Origin of the sequence: Mediterraneibacter hominis, assembly GCF_014287475.1 — a bacterium.
Lineage (GTDB): Bacteria > Bacillota > Clostridia > Lachnospirales > Lachnospiraceae > Mediterraneibacter > Mediterraneibacter hominis.
Window position 1 is genome coordinate 497,161 of sequence record NZ_JACOPF010000001.1, and the last position, 20,201, is coordinate 517,361.

At 40.0% G+C, this 20,201-nt stretch carries 23 protein-coding genes and 1 pseudogene; 21 read left to right on the top strand and 3 right to left on the bottom strand.

Annotated elements, in window-relative coordinates:
• Nucleotides 1–4 precede the first annotated feature (4 nt).
• From folD to H8S37_RS02265, 7 genes are all read left to right on the top strand, one after another.
• Nucleotides 5–844 carry a bifunctional methylenetetrahydrofolate dehydrogenase/methenyltetrahydrofolate cyclohydrolase FolD gene (gene folD, locus H8S37_RS02235; RefSeq protein ID WP_186874424.1) on the top strand — a complete coding sequence of 280 codons (840 nt, stop codon included), beginning with the start codon at nt 5–7 and terminating at the stop codon, nt 842–844.
• Between the two features lie 11 nt (nt 845–855).
• A complete protein-coding gene (locus tag H8S37_RS02240) occupies nt 856–2,307 on the top strand; it encodes a chitobiase/beta-hexosaminidase C-terminal domain-containing protein (RefSeq protein ID WP_186874425.1) in 1,452 nt (483 codons plus the stop codon).
• A 176-nt stretch (nt 2,308–2,483) separates the two neighbouring features.
• Complete coding sequence (locus H8S37_RS02245) at nt 2,484–3,665, top strand: iron-containing alcohol dehydrogenase (protein WP_186874426.1); 1,182 nt, start codon at nt 2,484–2,486, stop codon at nt 3,663–3,665.
• Between the two features lie 137 nt (nt 3,666–3,802).
• Nucleotides 3,803–4,690, top strand: coding sequence for a sulfide/dihydroorotate dehydrogenase-like FAD/NAD-binding protein (locus H8S37_RS02250; RefSeq protein WP_186874427.1), 888 nt, complete (start codon nt 3,803–3,805; stop codon nt 4,688–4,690).
• Entirely contained in the window at nt 4,690–6,084 is a 1,395-nt protein-coding gene (gltA, locus tag H8S37_RS02255; protein ID WP_186874428.1) for an NADPH-dependent glutamate synthase, read from the top strand. Before H8S37_RS02250 ends, gltA begins: the two co-directional genes overlap by 1 nt.
• Before the next feature lie 110 nt (nt 6,085–6,194).
• Nucleotides 6,195–6,599, top strand: a complete 405-nt coding sequence (locus tag H8S37_RS02260; RefSeq protein WP_186874429.1) for a C-GCAxxG-C-C family protein — start codon at nt 6,195–6,197, stop codon at nt 6,597–6,599.
• Nucleotides 6,600–6,638: 39 nt separating this feature from the next.
• Nucleotides 6,639–7,130, top strand: a complete 492-nt coding sequence (locus H8S37_RS02265) for a pyridoxamine 5'-phosphate oxidase family protein (protein WP_186874430.1) — start codon at nt 6,639–6,641, stop codon at nt 7,128–7,130.
• 56 nt (nt 7,131–7,186) lie between these two features.
• On the opposite strand, the gene H8S37_RS02270 is transcribed toward H8S37_RS02265, so the two are convergent.
• Nucleotides 7,187–7,711 carry an FKBP-type peptidyl-prolyl cis-trans isomerase gene (locus tag H8S37_RS02270; RefSeq protein WP_186874431.1) on the bottom strand — a complete coding sequence of 175 codons (525 nt, stop codon included), beginning with the start codon at nt 7,709–7,711 and terminating at the stop codon, nt 7,187–7,189.
• A gap of 206 nt (nt 7,712–7,917) precedes the next feature.
• Between H8S37_RS02270 and H8S37_RS17595 the strand changes: the two are divergent.
• Together H8S37_RS17595 and rlmH are read left to right on the top strand one after the other, a co-directional pair.
• Nucleotides 7,918–9,965 (top strand): annotated as a pseudogene (locus tag H8S37_RS17595) (HelD family protein).
• Entirely contained in the window at nt 9,962–10,441 is a 480-nt protein-coding gene (rlmH, locus tag H8S37_RS02280; RefSeq protein ID WP_186874432.1) for a 23S rRNA (pseudouridine(1915)-N(3))-methyltransferase RlmH, read from the top strand. The pseudogene H8S37_RS17595 and the gene rlmH overlap by 4 nt, the downstream one beginning before the upstream one ends.
• Before the next feature lie 103 nt (nt 10,442–10,544).
• Here rlmH and H8S37_RS02285 read toward each other — a convergent pair whose 3' ends face one another.
• The gene (locus H8S37_RS02285) at nt 10,545–10,784 is read right to left on the bottom strand and encodes a helix-turn-helix domain-containing protein (protein ID WP_186874433.1); all 240 of its coding nucleotides are present in this window, start codon (nt 10,782–10,784) and stop codon (nt 10,545–10,547) included.
• 115 nt (nt 10,785–10,899) lie between these two features.
• Between H8S37_RS02285 and H8S37_RS02290 the strand changes: the two genes are divergently transcribed.
• From H8S37_RS02290 to H8S37_RS02305, 4 genes are all read left to right on the top strand, one after another.
• Nucleotides 10,900–11,433: a hypothetical protein gene (locus H8S37_RS02290; RefSeq protein ID WP_186874434.1), complete on the top strand. Its 534-nt coding sequence runs from the start codon at nt 10,900–10,902 to the stop codon at nt 11,431–11,433.
• A gap of 40 nt (nt 11,434–11,473) precedes the next feature.
• Nucleotides 11,474–11,626 (top strand): hypothetical protein, encoded by a 153-nt coding sequence (locus H8S37_RS02295; protein WP_186874435.1) that lies wholly within the window; start codon nt 11,474–11,476, stop codon nt 11,624–11,626.
• 364 nt (nt 11,627–11,990) lie between these two features.
• Entirely contained in the window at nt 11,991–12,374 is a 384-nt protein-coding gene (locus H8S37_RS02300) for a VOC family protein (protein ID WP_186874436.1), read from the top strand.
• A 158-nt stretch (nt 12,375–12,532) separates the two neighbouring features.
• Complete coding sequence (locus H8S37_RS02305; RefSeq protein ID WP_186874437.1) at nt 12,533–13,288, top strand: alpha/beta fold hydrolase; 756 nt, start codon at nt 12,533–12,535, stop codon at nt 13,286–13,288.
• A 50-nt stretch (nt 13,289–13,338) separates the two neighbouring features.
• Here H8S37_RS02305 and H8S37_RS17600 read toward each other — a convergent pair whose 3' ends face one another.
• On the bottom strand, nt 13,339–13,599 hold the full coding sequence (locus H8S37_RS17600; RefSeq protein WP_207723867.1) for a helix-turn-helix domain-containing protein: 261 nt from the start codon (nt 13,597–13,599) through the stop codon (nt 13,339–13,341).
• Here H8S37_RS17600 and H8S37_RS02315 point away from each other — a divergent pair.
• From H8S37_RS02315 to H8S37_RS02350, 8 genes are all read left to right on the top strand, one after another.
• On the top strand, nt 13,515–13,832 hold the full coding sequence (locus H8S37_RS02315) for a hypothetical protein (RefSeq protein WP_186875823.1): 318 nt from the start codon (nt 13,515–13,517) through the stop codon (nt 13,830–13,832). The genes H8S37_RS17600 and H8S37_RS02315 overlap by 85 nt on opposite strands.
• Nucleotides 13,829–14,779: a hypothetical protein gene (locus tag H8S37_RS02320; RefSeq protein ID WP_186874438.1), complete on the top strand. Its 951-nt coding sequence runs from the start codon at nt 13,829–13,831 to the stop codon at nt 14,777–14,779. Before H8S37_RS02315 ends, H8S37_RS02320 begins: the two co-directional genes overlap by 4 nt.
• Nucleotides 14,780–14,918: 139 nt before the next feature.
• Entirely contained in the window at nt 14,919–15,980 is a 1,062-nt protein-coding gene (locus tag H8S37_RS02325) for an FUSC family protein (RefSeq protein ID WP_186874439.1), read from the top strand.
• 116 nt (nt 15,981–16,096) lie between these two features.
• Nucleotides 16,097–16,801 (top strand): 3'-5' exonuclease, encoded by a 705-nt coding sequence (locus tag H8S37_RS02330; RefSeq protein WP_186874440.1) that lies wholly within the window; start codon nt 16,097–16,099, stop codon nt 16,799–16,801.
• A 53-nt stretch (nt 16,802–16,854) separates the two neighbouring features.
• Nucleotides 16,855–17,445 carry a hydrolase gene (locus H8S37_RS02335; RefSeq protein WP_186875741.1) on the top strand — a complete coding sequence of 197 codons (591 nt, stop codon included), beginning with the start codon at nt 16,855–16,857 and terminating at the stop codon, nt 17,443–17,445.
• A 328-nt stretch (nt 17,446–17,773) separates the two neighbouring features.
• Nucleotides 17,774–18,229 (top strand): MarR family winged helix-turn-helix transcriptional regulator, encoded by a 456-nt coding sequence (locus tag H8S37_RS02340; RefSeq protein WP_186874441.1) that lies wholly within the window; start codon nt 17,774–17,776, stop codon nt 18,227–18,229.
• Nucleotides 18,216–19,568 carry an MATE family efflux transporter gene (locus H8S37_RS02345; protein WP_186874442.1) on the top strand — a complete coding sequence of 451 codons (1,353 nt, stop codon included), beginning with the start codon at nt 18,216–18,218 and terminating at the stop codon, nt 19,566–19,568. The genes H8S37_RS02340 and H8S37_RS02345 overlap by 14 nt, the downstream gene beginning before the upstream one ends.
• A gap of 59 nt (nt 19,569–19,627) precedes the next feature.
• Nucleotides 19,628–20,152, top strand: a complete 525-nt coding sequence (locus H8S37_RS02350) for a DUF3877 family protein (RefSeq protein WP_186874443.1) — start codon at nt 19,628–19,630, stop codon at nt 20,150–20,152.
• The last annotated feature ends 49 nt before the right edge of the window (nt 20,153–20,201 follow it).

Here is a 20,201-nt window from a genome sequence, read left to right on the forward strand (position 1 = left end):
GCCGATGGCAGTATTAATTGACGGAAAGAAAATTTCAAAAGAGATAAAAGAGGAGTTAAAAGAGGAAGTAAAATGTCTGAAAGAAGAAGGGAAAAATATCTGTCTGGCAGTCGTGCAGGTGGGAGAGGATCCTGCTTCTACCGTATATGTAAATAATAAGAAAAAGGCATGTGCTTATATAGGGATTGAGTCACAGTCCTATGAATTGCTTGCAAGTACGACAGAGGAAGAATTAGTAGATCTTGTGAAAAGATTGAATGACTCTCCGGAAGTGAACGGGATTCTTGTGCAGCTGCCGCTTCCCAAGCACATCAATGAGGACAGGATCATACAGGCAATTTCTCCCGAAAAGGATGTAGATGGTTTTCATCCGGAAAGCGTGGGCAGGCTCTGGATCGGAGAAAAGGGATTTTTATCCTGTACACCGGCAGGAATTATACAGCTTTTGAAACGTTCTGGTATTTCTATAGAAGGAAAGGAATGTGTGATTGTCGGAAGAAGCAATATAGTGGGGAAGCCAATGGCAGCGCTGCTCTTAAGAGAAAATGGAACTGTGACGGTTGCACATTCCCGTACAAAGGAATTACAGAAAATTACAAAAAGAGCAGATATTCTGATTGTTGCCATAGGGAAAAGACAGTTTATCACGTCAGAATATATAAAAGAGGGGGCAGTGGTAATTGATGTCGGAATGCACAGAGATGCACAGAACCGTTTATGCGGGGATGTCGATTTTGCAGATGTAGAACCTAAGGCATCTGCAATTACTCCTGTTCCAGGAGGAGTAGGACCGATGACAATTGCCATGTTGATGAATAACTGTGTAGAAACAGCACGCAGGTAGGGGGAAGTACTATGAGATGCAGGCATTGTGGAGCTGTATTTTCGGATGAAGAGCTGATCTGTCCAAAATGTGGTACGCAAATTCAGATTGTGCCGGATTATAATCCTCTGGAGGATGTCCTCGCGCAGCAGGTGAAAGGCTCTGTAGAGGACGCCACGCGGCCAATTGGGACAAAAGATCTGCGTAAGATACGAAAAGAAGAAACAATAGAATATGGAAATTCCACACGTGTCCTAAGTCAGGGAGAGCTTGACAGAATCAGGGGAAGCAAAAGAGGGCAGTACCAGGCACGACAGGAAAACTTAGCGCAGAGAAGAGACACTGGAAATACGCAGCAAGGCAGAGGAACCGGACGTATGAGACAGGAACGTGAAACTGGGAGTATGCGTACGAAAAGAAATACTGGAACCATGCGGCAGAATACAGAGAATATGCGTCAAAACAAACAGGGAACATCCAACATAAGGGCAAATACAGGTATGATCCGGAAAAGCCCCGAAGCAAGGCGCAGACAACAACAGGCAAAAAGAAAACAGGCGGCAAAAAAGAGAATGCAGAAAATTCTTATTGCTTGTCTTGTATTTGTGATATTACTTGGAATAGCAGGTTTTCTGCTTTACCGCAATTCCTATACGGGGATTGTAAACCAGGGATACCAGGCGCTTAAAACCAGTGAGTATAGTTCGGCGGAAAGCCTTTTTAATCGTGCAATTGCAAGAAGCCCCGGAAAACCGGAAGCCTATACAGGATTGGCTGAAGTATATATGCAGCAGGAAGATTTAGAGATGGCTGAGGAAGTCTTTTTGGCAGCATTGGAAACGCAGCCTTCCAATGCAGATATTTATGAGGCTGCAATCCAGTTTTATATGGATACGGAACAACTGGAAAAGATTTCAGAGCTTTTGCAAGGATGTGAGGATGAAAGTGTACTGTCAAAAGTAAAGGCGTATGTCTCAAATGCACCGGTATTTACCCCAGAGGAGGGAAATTATGAGGAAGTACAGCAGGTGTCTCTTGAAGCGAAAGGAAGTACAATTTATTATACAGTTGACGGATCCGAACCGACTACTTCAAGCACGCAGTATACAGAGCCGATTTTATTAAAAGAAGGAGAAACACAGATACAGGCATTTGCGGTAAATAAAAAAGGAATTCCAAGTGTTGTTGTTTCAAAAACCTACAGTGTGCAGATTCCAATTGCGGATGCGCCGTCTGTTAACCCATCTACAGGAACGTATAATTCTGCAACACAGATCACTGTAAATGTACCGGAGGGGTATACGGCATATTATACAATGGATGGGACAGAACCCACTACAGCGTCTACACAGTACACAGGGCCGGTGGATATGCCGGAAGTAGCAGTCGGTGAATGGACAACATTTAAAGCGATTCTTGTAAATAACAACAATGGAAAGACAACGCAGGTTACAACAAAGCGCTACAGTTTGAATCTGGAGTAACGGTTCAGCCATACAGTGTGCGGGAAACATAAAACATGCAAGCATGTTTTATGTTTCCCGCACACTGTATGGCTGAACTGTTACTTAAAATTTTATAAAAAGTCTTGCGCAACTTCAAGGGCGGTGTTATAATACAATTGTTAAAAAAATAACATAAGCAAAAGGAGATGCAGATTATGAGCAGATTTTGTTTACCAAGAGACATCTATCACGGAAAAGGATGTCTGGAAGAACTGAAAAATTTGAAAGGAAAAAAGGCAATCTTAGTAGTGGGCGGCGGTTCTATGAAACGTCAGGGCTTTCTTGACAGAGCCGTTAATTATCTGAAAGAGGCTGGAATGGAAGTTCAGGTATTTGAAGGTGTTGAACCAGATCCATCTGTAGAGACAGTTATGAAAGGTGCTGAAGCGATGCGTGCGTTTGAACCGGATTGGATTGTTTCTATGGGAGGCGGTTCACCGATCGACGCAGCAAAAGCAATGTGGGCATTTTATGAATATCCAGATGTGACATTCGAACAGCTTTGTGTGCCGTTTGGTTTCCCAGAATTAAGACAGAAAGCAAAATTTGCGGCAATTCCTTCCACATCAGGAACAGCTACAGAAGTAACAGCATTTTCTGTTATCACGAACTATGAAACAGGTGTAAAATATCCTTTAGCAGACTTTAACATTACACCAGATGTTGCGATTGTGGATCCAGATCTTGTTTCAGGACTTCCTGTAAAACAGGTTGCATACACAGGTATGGATGCACTGACACATGCAATTGAAGCTTACGTTTCAACACTGAACGGACCGTTTACAGATCCACTTGCTTTGCAGGCGATTGAAATGGTTCTGGATTATCTGCCGGCTTCTTATAACTGCGATATGGCAGCCAGAGAGCAGATGCATTATGCACAGTGTCTGGCAGGAATGGCATTTTCAAATGCACTGCTCGGAATTGTTCATTCTATGGCACATAAGACAGGTGCTGCATTCTCAACAGGACATATTCCACATGGATGTGCAAATGCAATTTATCTTCCTTATGTTATCAAATATAATGCAAAAGACCCGATAGCAGCAAAACGTTATGCAGAAATCGCACGTAGAATGGGACTTCCTGGAACATCAGAAAAAGCGCTGATTAACAGTCTTGTAGCAAAGATTGATGAATTCAATGTAAAACTGAATATTCCAAAGACTCTGAAAGATTTCGGAATCAATGAAGAAGAATTTAAAGAGAAAATTGCTAAAATTGCAGAATTAGCAGTAGGGGATGCCTGTACAGGTTCCAACCCGCGTGAAATTGATCCCGCAACAATGGAAAAACTGTTTACATGTACATACTACGGAACAGAGGTTGACTTCTAAGAGGAAGAATACATTCAGGGACAGGCGCAAGAGATTGTGTCTGTCCCTGTTGTGTGTACAGGCATGAAAGAATACTTGCCTTTCCACAGCAAATAGCGTATTATAGGGAAAGGGTGATTTTAACAAGGAGGAAGAACATGTATAAGATATTAAAAGCTGAAAAACTGGCTGATAAAATCTTTCTGATGGATGTACATGCACCGCGTGTAGCTAGTCATTGTCAGCCCGGCCAGTTTGTAATTGTAAAAATGGATGAAAAAGGAGAGCGTATTCCCCTTACAATCTGCGACTATGACAGAGAAGCAGGCACAATTACAATCGTTGTGCAGGAGGTTGGCGCTTCTACTACAAAAATGGGTGAACTAAAAGAAGGTGACAGTTTCCGCGATTTTACAGGTCCTCTTGGATGCGCTTCAGAATTTGTTTACGAAGATATGGAGTCACTGAAGAAGAAAAAAATGCTGTTTGTCGCGGGCGGCGTCGGAGCAGCTCCTGTATATCCGCAGGTAAAATGGCTGCATGAGCATGGAATTGATGCAGATGTAATTGTTGGTTCCAAAACAAAAGATATGTTGATCCTGGAATCAGAAATGAAGGAAGTAGCAGGTAATTATTATCCATGTACAGACGACGGATCATATGGACATGCAGGTATGGTTACAACGATGGTAGAAGAGCTGGTAAACGAAGGAAAGCATTATGATGTATGCGTAGCCATTGGCCCTATGATTATGATGAAGTTCGTATGTCTGCTGACGAAAAAGCTGGAGATTCCTACAATTGTCAGCATGAATCCGATTATGGTAGATGGAACCGGAATGTGCGGAGCCTGTCGTCTTCAGGTAGGCGATGAAATCAAATTTGCCTGTGTAGACGGTCCGGAATTCGACGGACATCTGGTAGACTTTGACCAGGCGATGAAGAGAAGCCAGATGTACAAGACAAAAGAAGGACGCGCGATGCTGAAGCTTCAGGAAGGTGACACACATCACGGCGGCTGTGGACATTGTGGAGGTGACAACTAATGGGAAATGTAATGAAGAAGGTGCCTGTAAGAGAACAGGATCCAAAAGAGCGTGCAGCAAACTTTGAAGAAGTTTGTCTTGGATATAATCAGGAAGAAGCAGTGGAAGAGGCGGCAAGATGCCTAAACTGCAAGAATGCAAAATGTGTGCAGGGCTGTCCTGTTGCGATTGACATTCCTGGATTTATACATGAAGTAAAGGAAGGCAATATTGAAGAAGCATATAAGGTGATTGGAAAATCTTCTGCTCTGCCGGCTATCTGTGGCCGTGTGTGTCCGCAGGAATCGCAGTGCGAGGGAAAATGTATCCGCGGTATCAAGGGAGAGCCTGTATCTATCGGTAAATTGGAGAGATTTGTCGCTGACTATGCTCTGGAACATGATATAAAACCAGTAGGAGCAGAGAAAAAGAATGGGCATAAGGTAGCTGTAATTGGTTCCGGCCCTTCGGGACTTACCTGTGCCGGTGATCTGGCAAAGCTGGGCTATGATGTGACAGTATTCGAGGCTCTTCACGAATTGGGGGGCGTTCTTGTATATGGAATTCCAGAATTCCGTCTTCCCAAACAGAAGGTAGTGGCAAAAGAGATCGAAAAGGTAAAAGAGTTAGGCGTAAAATTTGAAACCAATGTAGTGATCGGAAAGTCTACTACGATTGATCAGTTGATGGAGGAAGAAGGCTTTGAGGCAGTATTTATCGGTTCTGGGGCAGGACTTCCGATGTTTATGGGAATTCCGGGAGAAAATGCAAATGAAGTATTTTCTGCAAATGAATATCTGACGAGAAGCAACTTAATGAAAGCATTCGACGACTCTTATGATACACCAATTGCAGCCGGAAAGAAGGTTGCGGTAGTCGGCGGTGGAAATGTGGCTATGGATGCGGCCAGAACAGCGCTGCGTCTTGGCGCTGAAGTGCATGTTGTATACAGGAGAAGTGAAGCAGAGCTTCCGGCAAGGGTAGAGGAAGTGCATCATGCGAAGGAAGAAGGAGTTATCTTTGATCTCCTTACAAATCCAAAGAAGATCAATGTAGATGATAATGGAAACATTACAAGTATGACGGTTATCAAAATGGAATTGGGAGAACCGGATGCCTCTGGAAGAAGACGTCCTGTTGAAATCCCTGGATCCGAGTATGATATTGAGGTAGATACAGTCATTATGTCGCTTGGTACTTCACCAAACCCACTGATTTCTTCTACCACAAAAGGGCTGGATACAAACCGTAGAAAATGTATTGTTGCAGATGAAGATAACGGGCAGACATCTAAGGAAGGCGTATTTGCAGGCGGCGACGCCGTAACCGGCGCTGCCACAGTTATCCTCGCAATGGGTGCGGGAAAAGCAGGTGCGAAGGGAATTGACGAGTATTTAAAGAAAAAAGAAAAATAAGAAGTAAACAGCAAAATGTAACAAAATCAAGCTCCGCACAGATCTGTGTCCGGTATATACCAGGCAAATAGACTTATGCGGAGCATTTTCTGTAAGAAAGGATAAGGAAAATGACAAAAAAAGAACTTGCCCTTGAAAATCACAAAAAAGGATATAACTGTGCACAGGCAGTATTGTGTTCTTTCTGCAAAGAATTGGGAATGGAAGAGGAACAAGCATATAAGCTGGCGGAAGGGTTTGGACTTGGTATGGGTTCTATGGATACATGCGGCGCCCTGACCGGTCTGTTTATGCTGATAGGAATGAAAAACAGCGGCGGCACTGAAAATGCAGGACTGACAAAAGCGGACACTTATAAGAAGGTGAGAGATTATGCAGATAAATTCCGCGAGAAAAATGGTTCTGTATATTGTCGTGAGCTAAAAGGAGTTGCGACAGGAAAGATTCTTTCCCCTTGTGACAAATGTATTACAGATGCTGTTACGCTGGCAGAAGTATTTTTAAATGAAAAATAAGAACAAGCGCGAAAGTTGTAAAAGAGAGAAGGGAATAAAATGTACCCAATGCGTCTCCATAAAAGAGAGATCCACGATATGAAAGAAATGCAGGAAATATTAAAAGAATGTAAAGTGGTTCGTATTGGCTCCTGTGACGGACATGGAATGTTTATCGTGCCGATGAATTTCGGGTATGTGTTTTCAAAGGAAGAAAGGAAGCTAAAGCTGTATGTGCACAGTGCATGTGAAGGAAGAAAGGCGGAGGCATTCAAAAAAAATATGCAGGTTGCATTTGAAATGGACTGTACACATGCACTGATTCAGGGAGACTATACATGCAGCTACTCCTATGCGTACCGCAGCATTATGGGGAATGGAACTATACACAAAATCGAGGAAAATAAGGAAAAAATATATGGACTGAAACTTTTGATGGAAAATTTGGCTCCAGAGGCAGAAATTCAGTTTAAGGAAGAGATGCTGCAGCGTGTTGCCGTATATCGCATTGATGTGACAGAATTTACAGGGAAAAAGCGAGAGCCAAAATAAAAAGAAGTGTATTGTACTCCCGCTTCATCCGTTATAGAGCAGATACCGACAGCTTTTTACTGATAAATTCCATTTATCGTTACAGTAAACACAGCATCTTTTCCACTTAAATCAGGGTTTCCTGTATAGGGATTCGGAAAAGTTACATGAACCTCTACTGTATCTCCTGGATGAGAGCCAATGAGCTGTTCTTCAAAGTCGTCAATATAAAGCCCCGAACCTATGGTGAGATCTGTACCAGCGCCATTTGTGCTTCCTCCATCAAATTCTACGCCGTCTACAGTGCCTACATAGTCAATATTTACTGTATTTCCGTCCGCAACACTTAAGGAAGAATCTGTTGACAAAGATGTATCTGTGCCGCCGCTATTTGCATCTGTCTGGGAGTCCGCGGAAGAGGCAGAATCATTATCGGATGAATCTGAACGGACAGAGTCCCATACAAGGACAGCAACAAGAAGCAGAACAGCCAGCAGGGGAATAAAAATAACAAGAAACTTCTTAAATTTTCTTGTTAATTCTTTCTTTTTTCTTTCAGCAGCTCTCTGCTGCTGTGCCAATTTACGATTTTCTTTTTTCAAAACCTAGTACCTCGTTTCATCTTAAATGTATTTTTTTACAGTCGTTTTATTTTTCGACTTGTTTATTCTAGCATGAAAATATGAAGAAAATGTGATTATTTTTTACAAAATACATGATATACTATCCCATAAGACTATCGTCCGCAGTATCTTCAGTGCTTAAAGAAGGGAAGGCTTAGATGACATAAATCGCAGAAAGGGAAGAAATGAAAGAGTACAGTTATTTTGATGGAATACAGTTTTTAAAAGAGGTTACGGAAAAGCTGAAAAATCGTATAGAAGAGATAGAACAGACTTTGAGCGAAGGGCAGAGAGAAATTGCCAGTATACAAGAATATTACTGGGAAAATTATGCGGAAATGGATCAGTATGGCTATGAAGAGTATGATAACCAACAGGCCCTTTTAAGCCAGATAAATACCAATCAGGAAAAGCTTCTCTTAAAACAACGTTTTGAAAAAATGTACAGAGAACCTTTTTTTGGAAGGGTAGATTTTCTTTTTTAGGGAGAGAGCGAGAAAGAGCCGTTTTATATCGGTATAGGAAATTTTGCATTGAGAGCCGGTATGACCCCTCTTATTTATGACTGGAGAGCGCCGGTATGCAGCCTTTTTTATGATGCGGACAATGGAGACGCTGCCTATGAAGCCCCGTCCGGCACAGTAAAAGGCAGAGTATGTGCAAAATGGCAGTATAAAATAAGAAACGGAAAAATGATATATGCTTTTGAATGTGATACGAAGATCGATGACGAAATTTTGCAGCAGGAGTTAGGACAAAATGGAGATATACGCCTGAAAAATATTGTGCGTACAATCCAGAAAGAACAAAATGCAATTATCCGCAACTTAAACGATAAAATTCTTGTTATTCAAGGAGCTGCCGGAAGTGGTAAGACATCGATAGCACTGCATAGAATTGCATACCTTCTGTACCATGACAGAAAGAATCTGAAATCTTCTAATATCTTGATCCTTTCTCCAAACAGTGTCTTTGCGGATTATATCTCTCATATCCTTCCAGAGCTGGGAGAAGAGAACATCCAGGAGATGAGCTTTGATGTGTTTGCCTATCACGAGTTAAAAGATATAGCTGAAGACTGTGAAGACAAGTACCAGGATTTAGAACAAAGAATGAAATATCCGGACTGCGTGCAGGCAGATACATTCAACAGAAAGCAGTCAGCACAATTCGCAGGAGAGATAGAAGGATTTCTGGCGGTACTGGAAGATGAGCTGATGGAGTTCAAGGAGATTATATTCAAGGGAATGAAACTGACAGAAGAAGAGTTAATTCGCTTATTTTATTTCAAATTTCAAGATACACCGCTGCTTGAAAGAATGGACGCGGTGATGGATATTTTGTGGACTCATACGAAACGCTGTATAGCCGAGACATTTCTGATGAAGAAAAGGACTATCTCAAAAGCAAATTTGACGCGTTGTACATGACTAAGGACATCTATGAGATTTATAACCGGCTGCTTGCATGGTGCGGTATGGATACGCTGCCGGAGGTGCCTTATGAAAGGCGAAAGCTCTGCTATGAGGATGTGTATCCAATGTTGTATCTGAAATACCGCCTTAAGAAAAAGAATGTCCACAAAAATATCAAGCACCTGGTGATTGATGAAATGCAGGATTATTCGTATATACAATATCTTATACTTCATAGGCTGTTTTCCTGCCGGATGACGATATTGGGAGATAAGGCGCAGACATTAGGAACAGAACCGCAGGATGTTTTGAAGTTTTTTACGAAAATATTTGGAAAAAAATACCGTAGTATTGAAATAAAGAAAAGTTATCGTAATACAGTAGAGATCGCTAAGTTCGCAGAACGTATCAGCGGTATTACAGATTTGGAGCTGTTTCACCGGCATGGCAAGGAAGTAGACGAACAGCAATTTCAGACAGAAAAAGCGCTTCTGGATATGGTCTTAAAGAATGTATCCATTGGAGAAGATACGTATGAAACAGCGGCGATTCTCACAATGACAGAAGGAGAGGCGCGGCATCTGTTTTCTTTGCTGAAAAAATGGAATGTGCATGCCAACTATGTAGACAGAAACAGTAGTACCTTCCAAAAGGGACTTACTGTCACAACATTTTATCTGGCAAAAGGACTGGAGTTTGACCAGGTATTTGCCGTTTTAAATGATGACAAAAATCCGTTGTTCAAGCAGGCGGCATATATATGTGCAACCAGGGCGCTGCATGAACTCTATATGTATCAGACAGGAGAGCAAAGATGAGAATTACAATTCTGACAGTAGGAAAGATAAAGGAAAAATATCTAAGAGATGCCATTGCGGAATATACAAAAAGACTTTCTAAATATTGCAAGCTGGAAATGATTGAGGTGTCAGATGAAAAAACGCCGGATACAGCAAGTCAGACAGTGGAGGAAGGGATTCGCGATAAAGAAGGCCAGCGTATTTTAAAATATATCAAAGACGATATGTATGTGATTACATTGGAGATAGAAGGAAAGATGCTGACTTCGGAAGAAATAGCGGAGAAGATAAAAAATTTAGGCATACAGGGGAAAAGCAGTATTGCGTTTGTCATCGGCGGCTCAATTGGATTAGGAAAAGAGGTTCTAAAGCGTGCGGACTTTTCACTTAGTTTTTCTAAGATGACATTCCCGCATCAGTTGATGCGAGTGATACTTCTGGAGCAGATTTACAGAAGCTTTCGAATTAACAGCAAAGAACCGTATCATAAGTAAGGGCGGTTTTTTACAATTATCCATAATGTCATTTTTGTAAAAAGAAAGAGCCATGCTAAAGAAGGTAGAAAAAACAAAAATCTATCTTCTTGGCAGGGCTTTTTTAGTTGTTTGATTTTTCAGGCGGAATATATTCTAAAAGATCATTTAAATCGCAGTCTAAAGCATAGCAAAGGCGTGACAGAACAGCGATATCCAACCGTTGAACTTCATTTCGGCAATATTTTTTTAATTGTGTTCTTTGCATTTCAGCGCGAAAAGAGAGTTTATTGATTGAAATATTACGCTCTTTCATTAATTCTTCTAAGTGTAACCGTATAGTGCCAAATTCTAAATCATTCATATAACTATGTCCTCCTGAAAATAGAATATTTTATTTACCTTCATATTGTAATGAGTAATAAAGTATGGTATATTTACATGAGTAAATAAATACTCATATAAAGGAGGAAGTGAAAATGGGAGGTTTAATTTTTATAATTATAGTGATAATAGTGATAGTCATTATGAGAAAATCAAAAGATTATACTCCAAAAAAAGGATCAATGCAGGAAAATAGTATAAAACTGCAGCTTTATCAAGAAGTTGATGATATTACAACAAAATGTTTTGATAAGAGAACAACAGAGTTTAATAGCGATTTATATTTTGAGAATAGATTTCTTTATGAGGAAAGCCGTTACCCAGAAATAGCAGAGTATATGGAATCAAATCTTAGATATATTGGGCTAAGGCAAATTTTTGCCTTAAATCTTCTTTTAGATGATTCTGATTCTGACAGAACTATTTCTGAGTTGGAAAACCGAGAAGAGAATATTATACGAAATCTTATATGGGTTTGCGGAGGTGGGGATGAGAAAAATTGCCCGCAATATATAATTGCGTATAGGAAGCGGTTATATGGACTCCTTAGAGGTGAGATACCGTGTACAAAAGAAAATACCAAGAGGATTGTTGAAGATTACAATCGTGCAGAGCAGCAAACGAAATAGTGGTTTAAATGATAATATAAGAAAATATGGAGGAAAGAAAATGTCAATTGATTATTGGTGCAAATGTAAGGAATGTAAAAATGTCGATCCCACTGAAAGAAAAGGTTATAAATGGTATTGTACAGAGTACAAAACATATGAAGACCCGGATGATGTAAGAGAATGTAGAAAATTTAAAGATAGAAGGAAATAATCAGTTAACAAAATTAAAAATAAGTTATCAGAGTAAATTGGCTGGACAGATTGAACAAGGAACATAAGGTACAGAGAATATACCTTGCAGAGGAGCTTATTAAAAACGAGACAGAATTGTTTCCATAAGCAGAGAAACCGCACTTGCATATGTTATGGAGAGTTGTATCATAAATAAGTGTATTTTTGCGTTGGGAGGATATGACGCGAAGAAAATAGATTTTGTAAAATGTTTGAAAGAGGGTGGACAGATGTTATTCCTCCCTCTTTTTTGTATGTAAGAAAGAAAATGACAGGGGAATATGTGGGTGGTATAATAGATAAAAATGGAGTGAAAACATGGAAGTTGTGGAGGCAGACGGATAATGAAAATTGAACATATTGCGATGTATGTAAATGATTTAGAGAGTACCAGAGAGTTTTTCGTGAAATATCTGGATGCTATGTCTAATGATGGCTATCATAATCCCAAAACAAATTTTCGCTCTTACTTTCTTTTCTTTGAAGATGGAGCAAAACTTGAGATTATGAACAAACCTCAGTTAGAAGACGAAGCAAAACCACTAGCGAGAACAGGCTATATCCATATGGCATTCAGTGTTGGAAGCAAAGAAAAGGTTGATTTTTTGACGCAACAAATGAAAAACGATGGATATGAGGTTGTGAGTGGCCCACGGACAACAGGAGATGGATATTACGAAAGTTGTATTATTGGGATAGAGGGCAACCAAATTGAACTCACGATTTGACAAGTTACTTTTTGAGGAAATTTATTTATAATATAAATGTATTCAAAGAAATACTTGTTCTTTGGAAATAAAAAAATTATTTGAAATATATTTGAAATAAATGATTAAGTAAATGCTAAATTGTCGTATTAACAAAATCAGAAAAGAGAGGTGATATAATGGCATATTTTAAGTATCAAGGGAAATCGGTTTATTATGAAGAACATGGGCAAGGCGAACCGCTTATTTTCCTGCATGGTAATACCGCCTCCTCTAAAATGTCCGAACTTCTCATGCCGCTGTATGCGGAAAAGTTCAGATGTATTTTGATTGATTTTTTAGGCAATGGACAGTCAGAACGAGTAGAGAGCTTTTCGCCGGATATATGGTATGATGAAGCCTTGCAGACGATTGCCCTCACTGAACATTTGCAATGCGGAAAGGTCAGTCTTATTGGAACAAGCGGCGGGGCATGGGTGGCCGTTAATGCGGCTCTGGAACGCCCTGACTTATTCCATGCAGTCATAGCAGACAGCTTTGACGGACGTACTCTTAACCCCAATTTTTACGCTAACCTTTTATCTGAAAGAAAAGCGGCAAAAGAAGATATACAGTCAAGAAAATTTTATGAATGGTGTCAGGGCGCAGACTGGGAAAAGGTAGTTGACCTTGATACAGAAGCATTATTGAAGTGTGCGGAGAAAAAGCGTCCGCTGTTTCATAAGCCATTAAAGAACTTAAAAACGCCTATCTTACTCATGGGAAGCAAAGAAGATAAAAGCTGCCGAAACGATTTGGAAGAAGAGTATAGAGAAATGGCTGCCATATTTCCTCAATCTTCTGTGTATCTTTTCCAAAACGGCGGACACCCATCTCTTTTTTCCAATGCGGAAAAGTCCGCTGATATAGTTTATCATTTCATATTTCAGAAATAATGATAAGGGCATTCTACTAAAAAGTCATACCAGGGAAGGAGAGAGAACATTTACTTCCTCCTTGGGTATGGCTTTTTCTCATTTGTTAATCCTACAAGATAATCAATACTTACATTGTACAATCTGGAAAGCTGTATAAGCATATCTACTGGAATTTGACGGGTTCCTTTTTCATATCTGCGGTACACTTCGCGCTGACATCCTAAAAATTCAGCGATTTGAGCTTGTGTTCTATCACTGTTTAGCGGCGGTGACCGTATTTCTGACAGCCTGCGGAGGAAATTCTGGCGGAACCGGCGGAGAAGAATCAATACAGGGAGTGGATGTGACGGAAGACGGAGAGGTTTCTGTAACGTTTAAAATTCCGAAAGGTTTATCTGCGGCGGAGGTTTTAGGATGTAGAATAGGCCCTGAAAATGTAATGCATGTTACAGATGTAGAAAAAGAACAACTTTCGGAATCCAGAACGGTTTATTGGTATGAGCTTCCTCAAACGGAGGAGACGATAACGGATTTTTTATATTATCTAAAGACGGCGATATGACGGAAGTTTCGAGTGCAAAAATATCTAATTTTTGCAAGGGGACAGCCTTAGCTGATATAGGAGCAGGGCAGGAAGGCTATGCAAATGCAATTATAGATACAGATGGAAACGTAATCTGGGCTATGGATACAGATGGGAAAATGGCAGCCGAAAATTTTTTTGATGGAAAAGAAGTTACTAAAATTTCATCGTTTTTCAATGTTCTTCCATCAGAAAGGGACACGTACTACGGCTATTTTCCTGTAGAGTTTTCAGTTGATGATTACGAATATACAGGAACATATATTGGGATTTTGGATTCATCAGGCGAATGGGTAGTAGAACCTTCGGTTCCTTCTCATAGTTATGCATGGACGTTGCAGGATTATGGCATTGTAACAAATGCATATATTTTCGATTATGCAGAAGGAAATGTTCAGTATTTTTCAGGAGATGCTGATGAAGACAGTACGGCAGAGGAAGAACAGGATACATTGAGGGAAAGTAAGGAAAGGGAGTTTTTCTTCTCGCAGCATAACAATCTTATTTTTAGTGAAAATACAGATATATCCCTTGATTTTAAGAGAGACGTTACCGGATTTTATGAGCAAAATGGAAATCTTGTCATCGATTTGAGCAGCTATAATATCGTGAATAATCCGGAATTTACAGGCGGCTATGCGATTCTTGAAATTGAAAATGAACAAGGAAGTAATTATCTAACTGTAATTGATACTTCCGGAAAAGAAATGTTCAGTCCTGTAAAGGATAATGGACATGGGGCATTGTCTGAAGGAATTTTCTTTATGGAAAACGACAAAAATGGATATTTTATGGGGGGGGGGAATGGTGAAAAAATAGGTGAAATCACTGGGGAAAAGCATGTACCGTTTTATGATGAGAGAGCATGGATAGAGACAGCCGATGGATGGAAATGTATTGATTCGAAAGGGAATATCGTCTTTTGAAATATTTTAGAAAGAAGCAAAACAGCTAGATTATTAAATATACATAAATTATCTCGGAAAAATTGACAAAAGGAAACAGGGATGATATACTTCCTCCCCGATAACGGCAGATATAAGCGTGAAGGAGGAAAACAATCATATGACCTTTTATCAGGAGCTGCAGTTGAATCAGGCTGGTTCTAAGAATTTGATAAAAAACGCATCAGAAAAGAAAGAACGAATATATCATATCATGGTTTATCTGTTTAAAATTTTATTGACAATGGCTTTTTGTATGATATTTGTGATTGGCTATACCCAGCTTTTTGGAGAGGATAACAGTATAACAGGAGTAGTTGTCCTTCTTTGCGTTATGGTATTTCGATACGCTGATTTCGGGATTCAGACCAGGGAAGGAATCAGAATTTTATTTTTGATTTTTGGTATGCTTGCGGTAGGACCACGACTTGCTAATGAGCTGAATCCAGCAGGCGGATTGATAATCAATCTGGTATTCATAGGAGCGCTTGTTTTTTTAGGCTGTCATAATGTAATGATGGCGAACCACTCTACACTGGTTCTTGGATATTTGCTTTTCTATGGCTATGATGTCTCAGGGCGGGCATATCTGCTTCGTATTGTCGGTTTGGCGGCAGGGGCAGTTGTTACCGCGGTTGTCTATTACCGTGGGCATCATCATAAGGAATATAAAAGAAATATAAAATCTATCCGAGAGGAGATACGCCTTGACTCTTCTAGGACAAGATGGCAGTTTACACTGACAATAGGAGTAGCTACAATACTTTACTTTTTTGAGGTATTCCATTTGCCGCGTGGAATGTGGGCGGGAATTGCAGCAATGTCTGTATTGCTTCCGTTCCAATCTGATTTGAAAGACAGAGTAAAAAAGAGAATCCCCGGCAATATAGCAGAGGGAATCATATTTTTAGCCATTTCTTTGGTTTTACCCGAAAGCTTTTATTCCTACATTGGTATTTTAGGCGGAATTGGTGTAGGCTTGTCAGCGACATACCAATGGCAGGCGGTCTTTAACTCTCTGGGGGCAATGGCGATTGCAGTCGGATTTCTTGGAGTTCCTGGAGCAGTTTTTTTTAGAATTTTTAATAATATATGTGGCTCAGTATATGGGCAGATGATGGAAAAGACAGTAAATGGACTAATTGATAAAACGACAGGGAGAAGTGACAAAGGAAAGTATTGAAGGATTCTTTCCAAATGTGTGTTGCTTTATTGACATTTCAGCGAGTTTATACGAAAATAAGAAAGAAGGAAATGTAAACATAATACAAAAGAAAAGGGAGTTAAAAAGAAGCTCATATGCAAAAATCGTATATTGCTTTCGATATTGAGACGACAGGACTAAATCCACAGGAACATGAAATTCTCGAAATAGGGGCCCTAAAGGTACGGGAAGGAAAAGTAGCGGAAAGATTTATAGAATTTATTAAACCAGAATTTGGTATTCCTGCAGAAATCACCGGACTAACAGGAATTCGAGAGGAAATGGTAGAAGGAGCGAGAAGCTGCCAAGAGGTACTTTCTGATTTTGTAAAATTCTGCCAGGAAGACATTTTAATTGGGCACAATGTACAGTTTGATTTTAACTTTATCTGGAATCATGCACATAAAAATGGATATATGTTTGAACATCAAGGAATAGATACTCTGAAAATTGCCAAGGCTGTTCATCCATCGATGCCCTCCAAAAGATTGGGAGCCTTATGTGAACATTATCAAATACAGAATCATTCAGCACACCGCGCCTATCACGATGCACTTGCAACGGCAAAGCTATACCAGACTTTGGCGCATTATTATGAAGAAAAGATGCCGTCGGTATTTGCTCCTGAACCATTAAAATGTTCTGCTACAGTCAGCTTTCCAGCTACAGAAAAGCAGTTGTCTCTTTTAAAACGTCTGGTAAAACAAAAAGGTCTGGATATCGAGTTAGACAAGAAGAAACTGACAAAAAATGAGGCGTCGCAGATGATTGAGAGAATACTGTCGGGCAATTTGGGATAGAAAATATAAGCACTGTGCGCAGTATGCAGATAAAAATGAAAGGAACAACAGGCATGACAAACCAGATAACACGGAAAGAAGCAATAGAATTATTGAGAAAATATAACAAGGAAACATTCCATATTCAGCATGCATTGACAGTAGAAGGGGTCATGCGTTGGTATGCCGCTGAACAAGGATACACTGACAAGCAGGATTACTGGGGAATCGTCGGGCTTTTACATGACATTGACTTTGAACTTTATCCGGAGGAGCATTGCAAAAAAGCACCGGAATTATTAAGAGAAGCAGGAGTGGGGGAAGATATGATACGTTCTATTTGTTCCCATGGATATGGAATCTGCTGTGATATCGAACCAGTTCACGAGATGGAGAAAATATTGTTTGCGTCAGACGAGCTGACAGGCCTGATTGGTGCAGCAGCATTGATGCGCCCTTCAAAAAGTGTGATGGATATGGAGGTTTCCAGTGTAAAGAAAAAATTCAAGGATAAACGCTTCGCGGCAGGATGTTCCAGAGATGTTATAAAAAGAGGAGCAGAACAACTGGGGTGGGAATTGGAAGAATTGTTTGAAAAGACAATCCTGGCAATGCGTTCGTGTGAAGAACAGATAAAATGTGAAATGCAGGAAATGGGAGTATAATTCGTAGAACAAAAGAAGCTAAAATTTAAAAGAAGGTCGGGGGATTGTAACAGTTCAGCCCGCGCCATTCGTAAAACCGCACTGCGTGCTTATCGTGGCTACCGCCACCGTTTTACTCATTGACGGGCGCTTAAGCTCATACAGATGTACGCTCGCAAAAACATGCAAGCATGTTTTGTGCTTCCCGCACACTGTATGGCTGAACTGTTACAGGGAATTTCCTAAATTGAGGGAAATCTCTTGACAATTTTTTTGAATCTTTATATAGTTACTATTAGTAATTACTAATAGTAACTATATAAGAGCTTTATAAAAGGAGATATGAGATATGGATATTATTTATTTAAAGAAATTATTAGATAGCTGTTTTCTGGCAAAACGTATTATAGAAACACTGCCAGAACTGCCAAAAGGAATGAAACCACGCCATATTCATGTTCTGGAGGCAGTATATGAGCTTACAAAGGAACAAGGAGGATGCAGAGTAGGAGAAGTGAGCGAAAAGTTAAATATTACGACTCCCAGCATTTCTAAATTGATACAGGAACTAGAGCAGTTGCAAATGATTGAAAAATATGCAGACAGACAGGATAAACGGGTAACCTTGCTCCGATTGACGGCAGACGGAGAAATATGTGTGAAAAGACACGTTACAGATTTACATACAGCATGGGCAGATGCTCTTTCAGACGTTGAAAATAAACAAGCAGAAGAAACCGTTCATATTTTGGAGAAGCTTTATGCTACTATGCCGAAAGGAGGAGAAAAGTATGGAGAGAATTAAAGAAAAAAAGATTTCATTTACAGAAGGTTCTGTATTTGAAGCTCTTATTCGTTTTGCCATACCAGTATTTGGGGCGTTAGTTCTGCAAGCGGCATATGGAGCAGTAGATTTACTGGTGGTGGGACAGTTCGGGGATGCGAGCAGCATTTCTGCTGTAGGAACAGGAAGCTCTTTTATGCAGATGGTCACCTTTATTATTACCAGTCTCGCTATGGGAGCGACTGTAATTATCGGGCAGCATATTGGTGAAAAGCGTCCTGAAGACGCGGGAGATACAGTAGGAACAACGATACTGCTTTTTATCGGGATAGGTGTGGTTCTAACGATACTTTTAGAAGTCTTTGCCGGAAATATCGTGCAGTTCCTGCAGGTGCCGGAAGCCTCTTATGACAAAGCAGTTCTCTATCTTCGAATTTGTTCCGGAGGTATTGTAGTTATTATTGCATATAATGTCATTAGCAGTATTTTAAGAGGTGTAGGGAATGCAAATCTTCCTTTTTTGTTTGTAGGAATCGCGTGTGTGGTAAATATCATAGGGGATCTTCTTTTAACAGGTCTTTTGAAAATGGATGTGGCAGGAGTTGCTATCGCAACGGTATTTGCTCAGTTGGTATCTGTCATCATTTCTCTTATCCTGCTAAAGAGGAAAAAACTTCCTTTTTTATTTACCAAAAAGCAGCTTAAAGTAAACAAACGGGAATTATCCCTTATCTTGCGGGTAGGAGTTCCCATTGCACTGCAGGAAACAACGGTTCAGATTTCTTTTTTAGTTATCAACTCCATCATAAACCATATGGGGCTGCTTCCCTCTGCCGGATATGGAGTGGCGCAAAAAATAGTCTCTTTTATTATGCTGGTTCCTTCCGCAATCATGCAGAGTGTGTCTGCATTTGTAGCCCAGAATATAGGAGCAGGAAAGAAAAAAAGAGCTTCCAGGGGATTTTTTACAGCACTACTGACTGGATGCAGTGTGGGAGTCTTGATCTTTTTGGCAGGATTTTTTGGCGGAAATATTCTGTCGTCTTTTTTTACCGGCGATACAGAAGTCATTGTGCAAAGCGCTGCTTACTTAAAAGGCTTTTCGCCTGAATGTATTATGACCTGTGTTTTGTTTAGCAGCATTGGTTACTTTAATGGTTGTGGCAATAGCTTTCCTGTCATGGTACAGGGAGTTACCTCTGCCTTTTGTATCCGTATTCCGGTATCTATTCTGATGTCCAGGCTGCCTGATACAAATCTTACTTTGGTAGGACTTGCAACGCCTATTACCACTATATATGGAATTTTGTTTTTTGGAATATGTTTTCTCTGGATAAAACATAAAAAAAGAAAGATGTAATGTTTTCTGGATGATTATGTTATAATCAATCATATGATTTTTTGTATAAAGGAGGGCATATGGATCTAGAAAGAAATATTTACGATACAGTAAAGGAATGGGAGATAAAGATTGGGTACCGGAAGGAAGAGCTTCGGCTTTATTATCCGGAGGAGTCTTTGTTGGAACTTCTCTCTACCAATTCGGTGGAGCTTCCTTTAAAAATAAAAGAGTTCTGCTGCCAGATGAAGGGAAAACTAGGAGATATAGAAATAAAAGAGACAGAAGAACGCGGAAGATATTGTGTAAAAATTCCTCCGGAAGGGACGCAGTATATCCATAAAAATATTCCTGAGAATGTATTTTTAAAAGCCTTGCTTCGTATAATTACAACACCGGACAAGAAATTAGAAGATGCCCTTAAAGTATTTCAGTCTTTTTCAAAGAAGGTATCGGTGGATAAAGAAACAAAGAGTGAATGGGCAGTCTGGTTTACTGACGGAAATCCAGATGTGTATGTATATTATATAGAAGAGGACGCATTTGGGCTGGAATATCATAGATTTACAAAAGAGGCGTATGCAAGGCTGAAAGAAGAGAAGTAAGATAAAAGCAAAATCGTATATAAGAGAAGGAATAAGCGTACAACTGCCG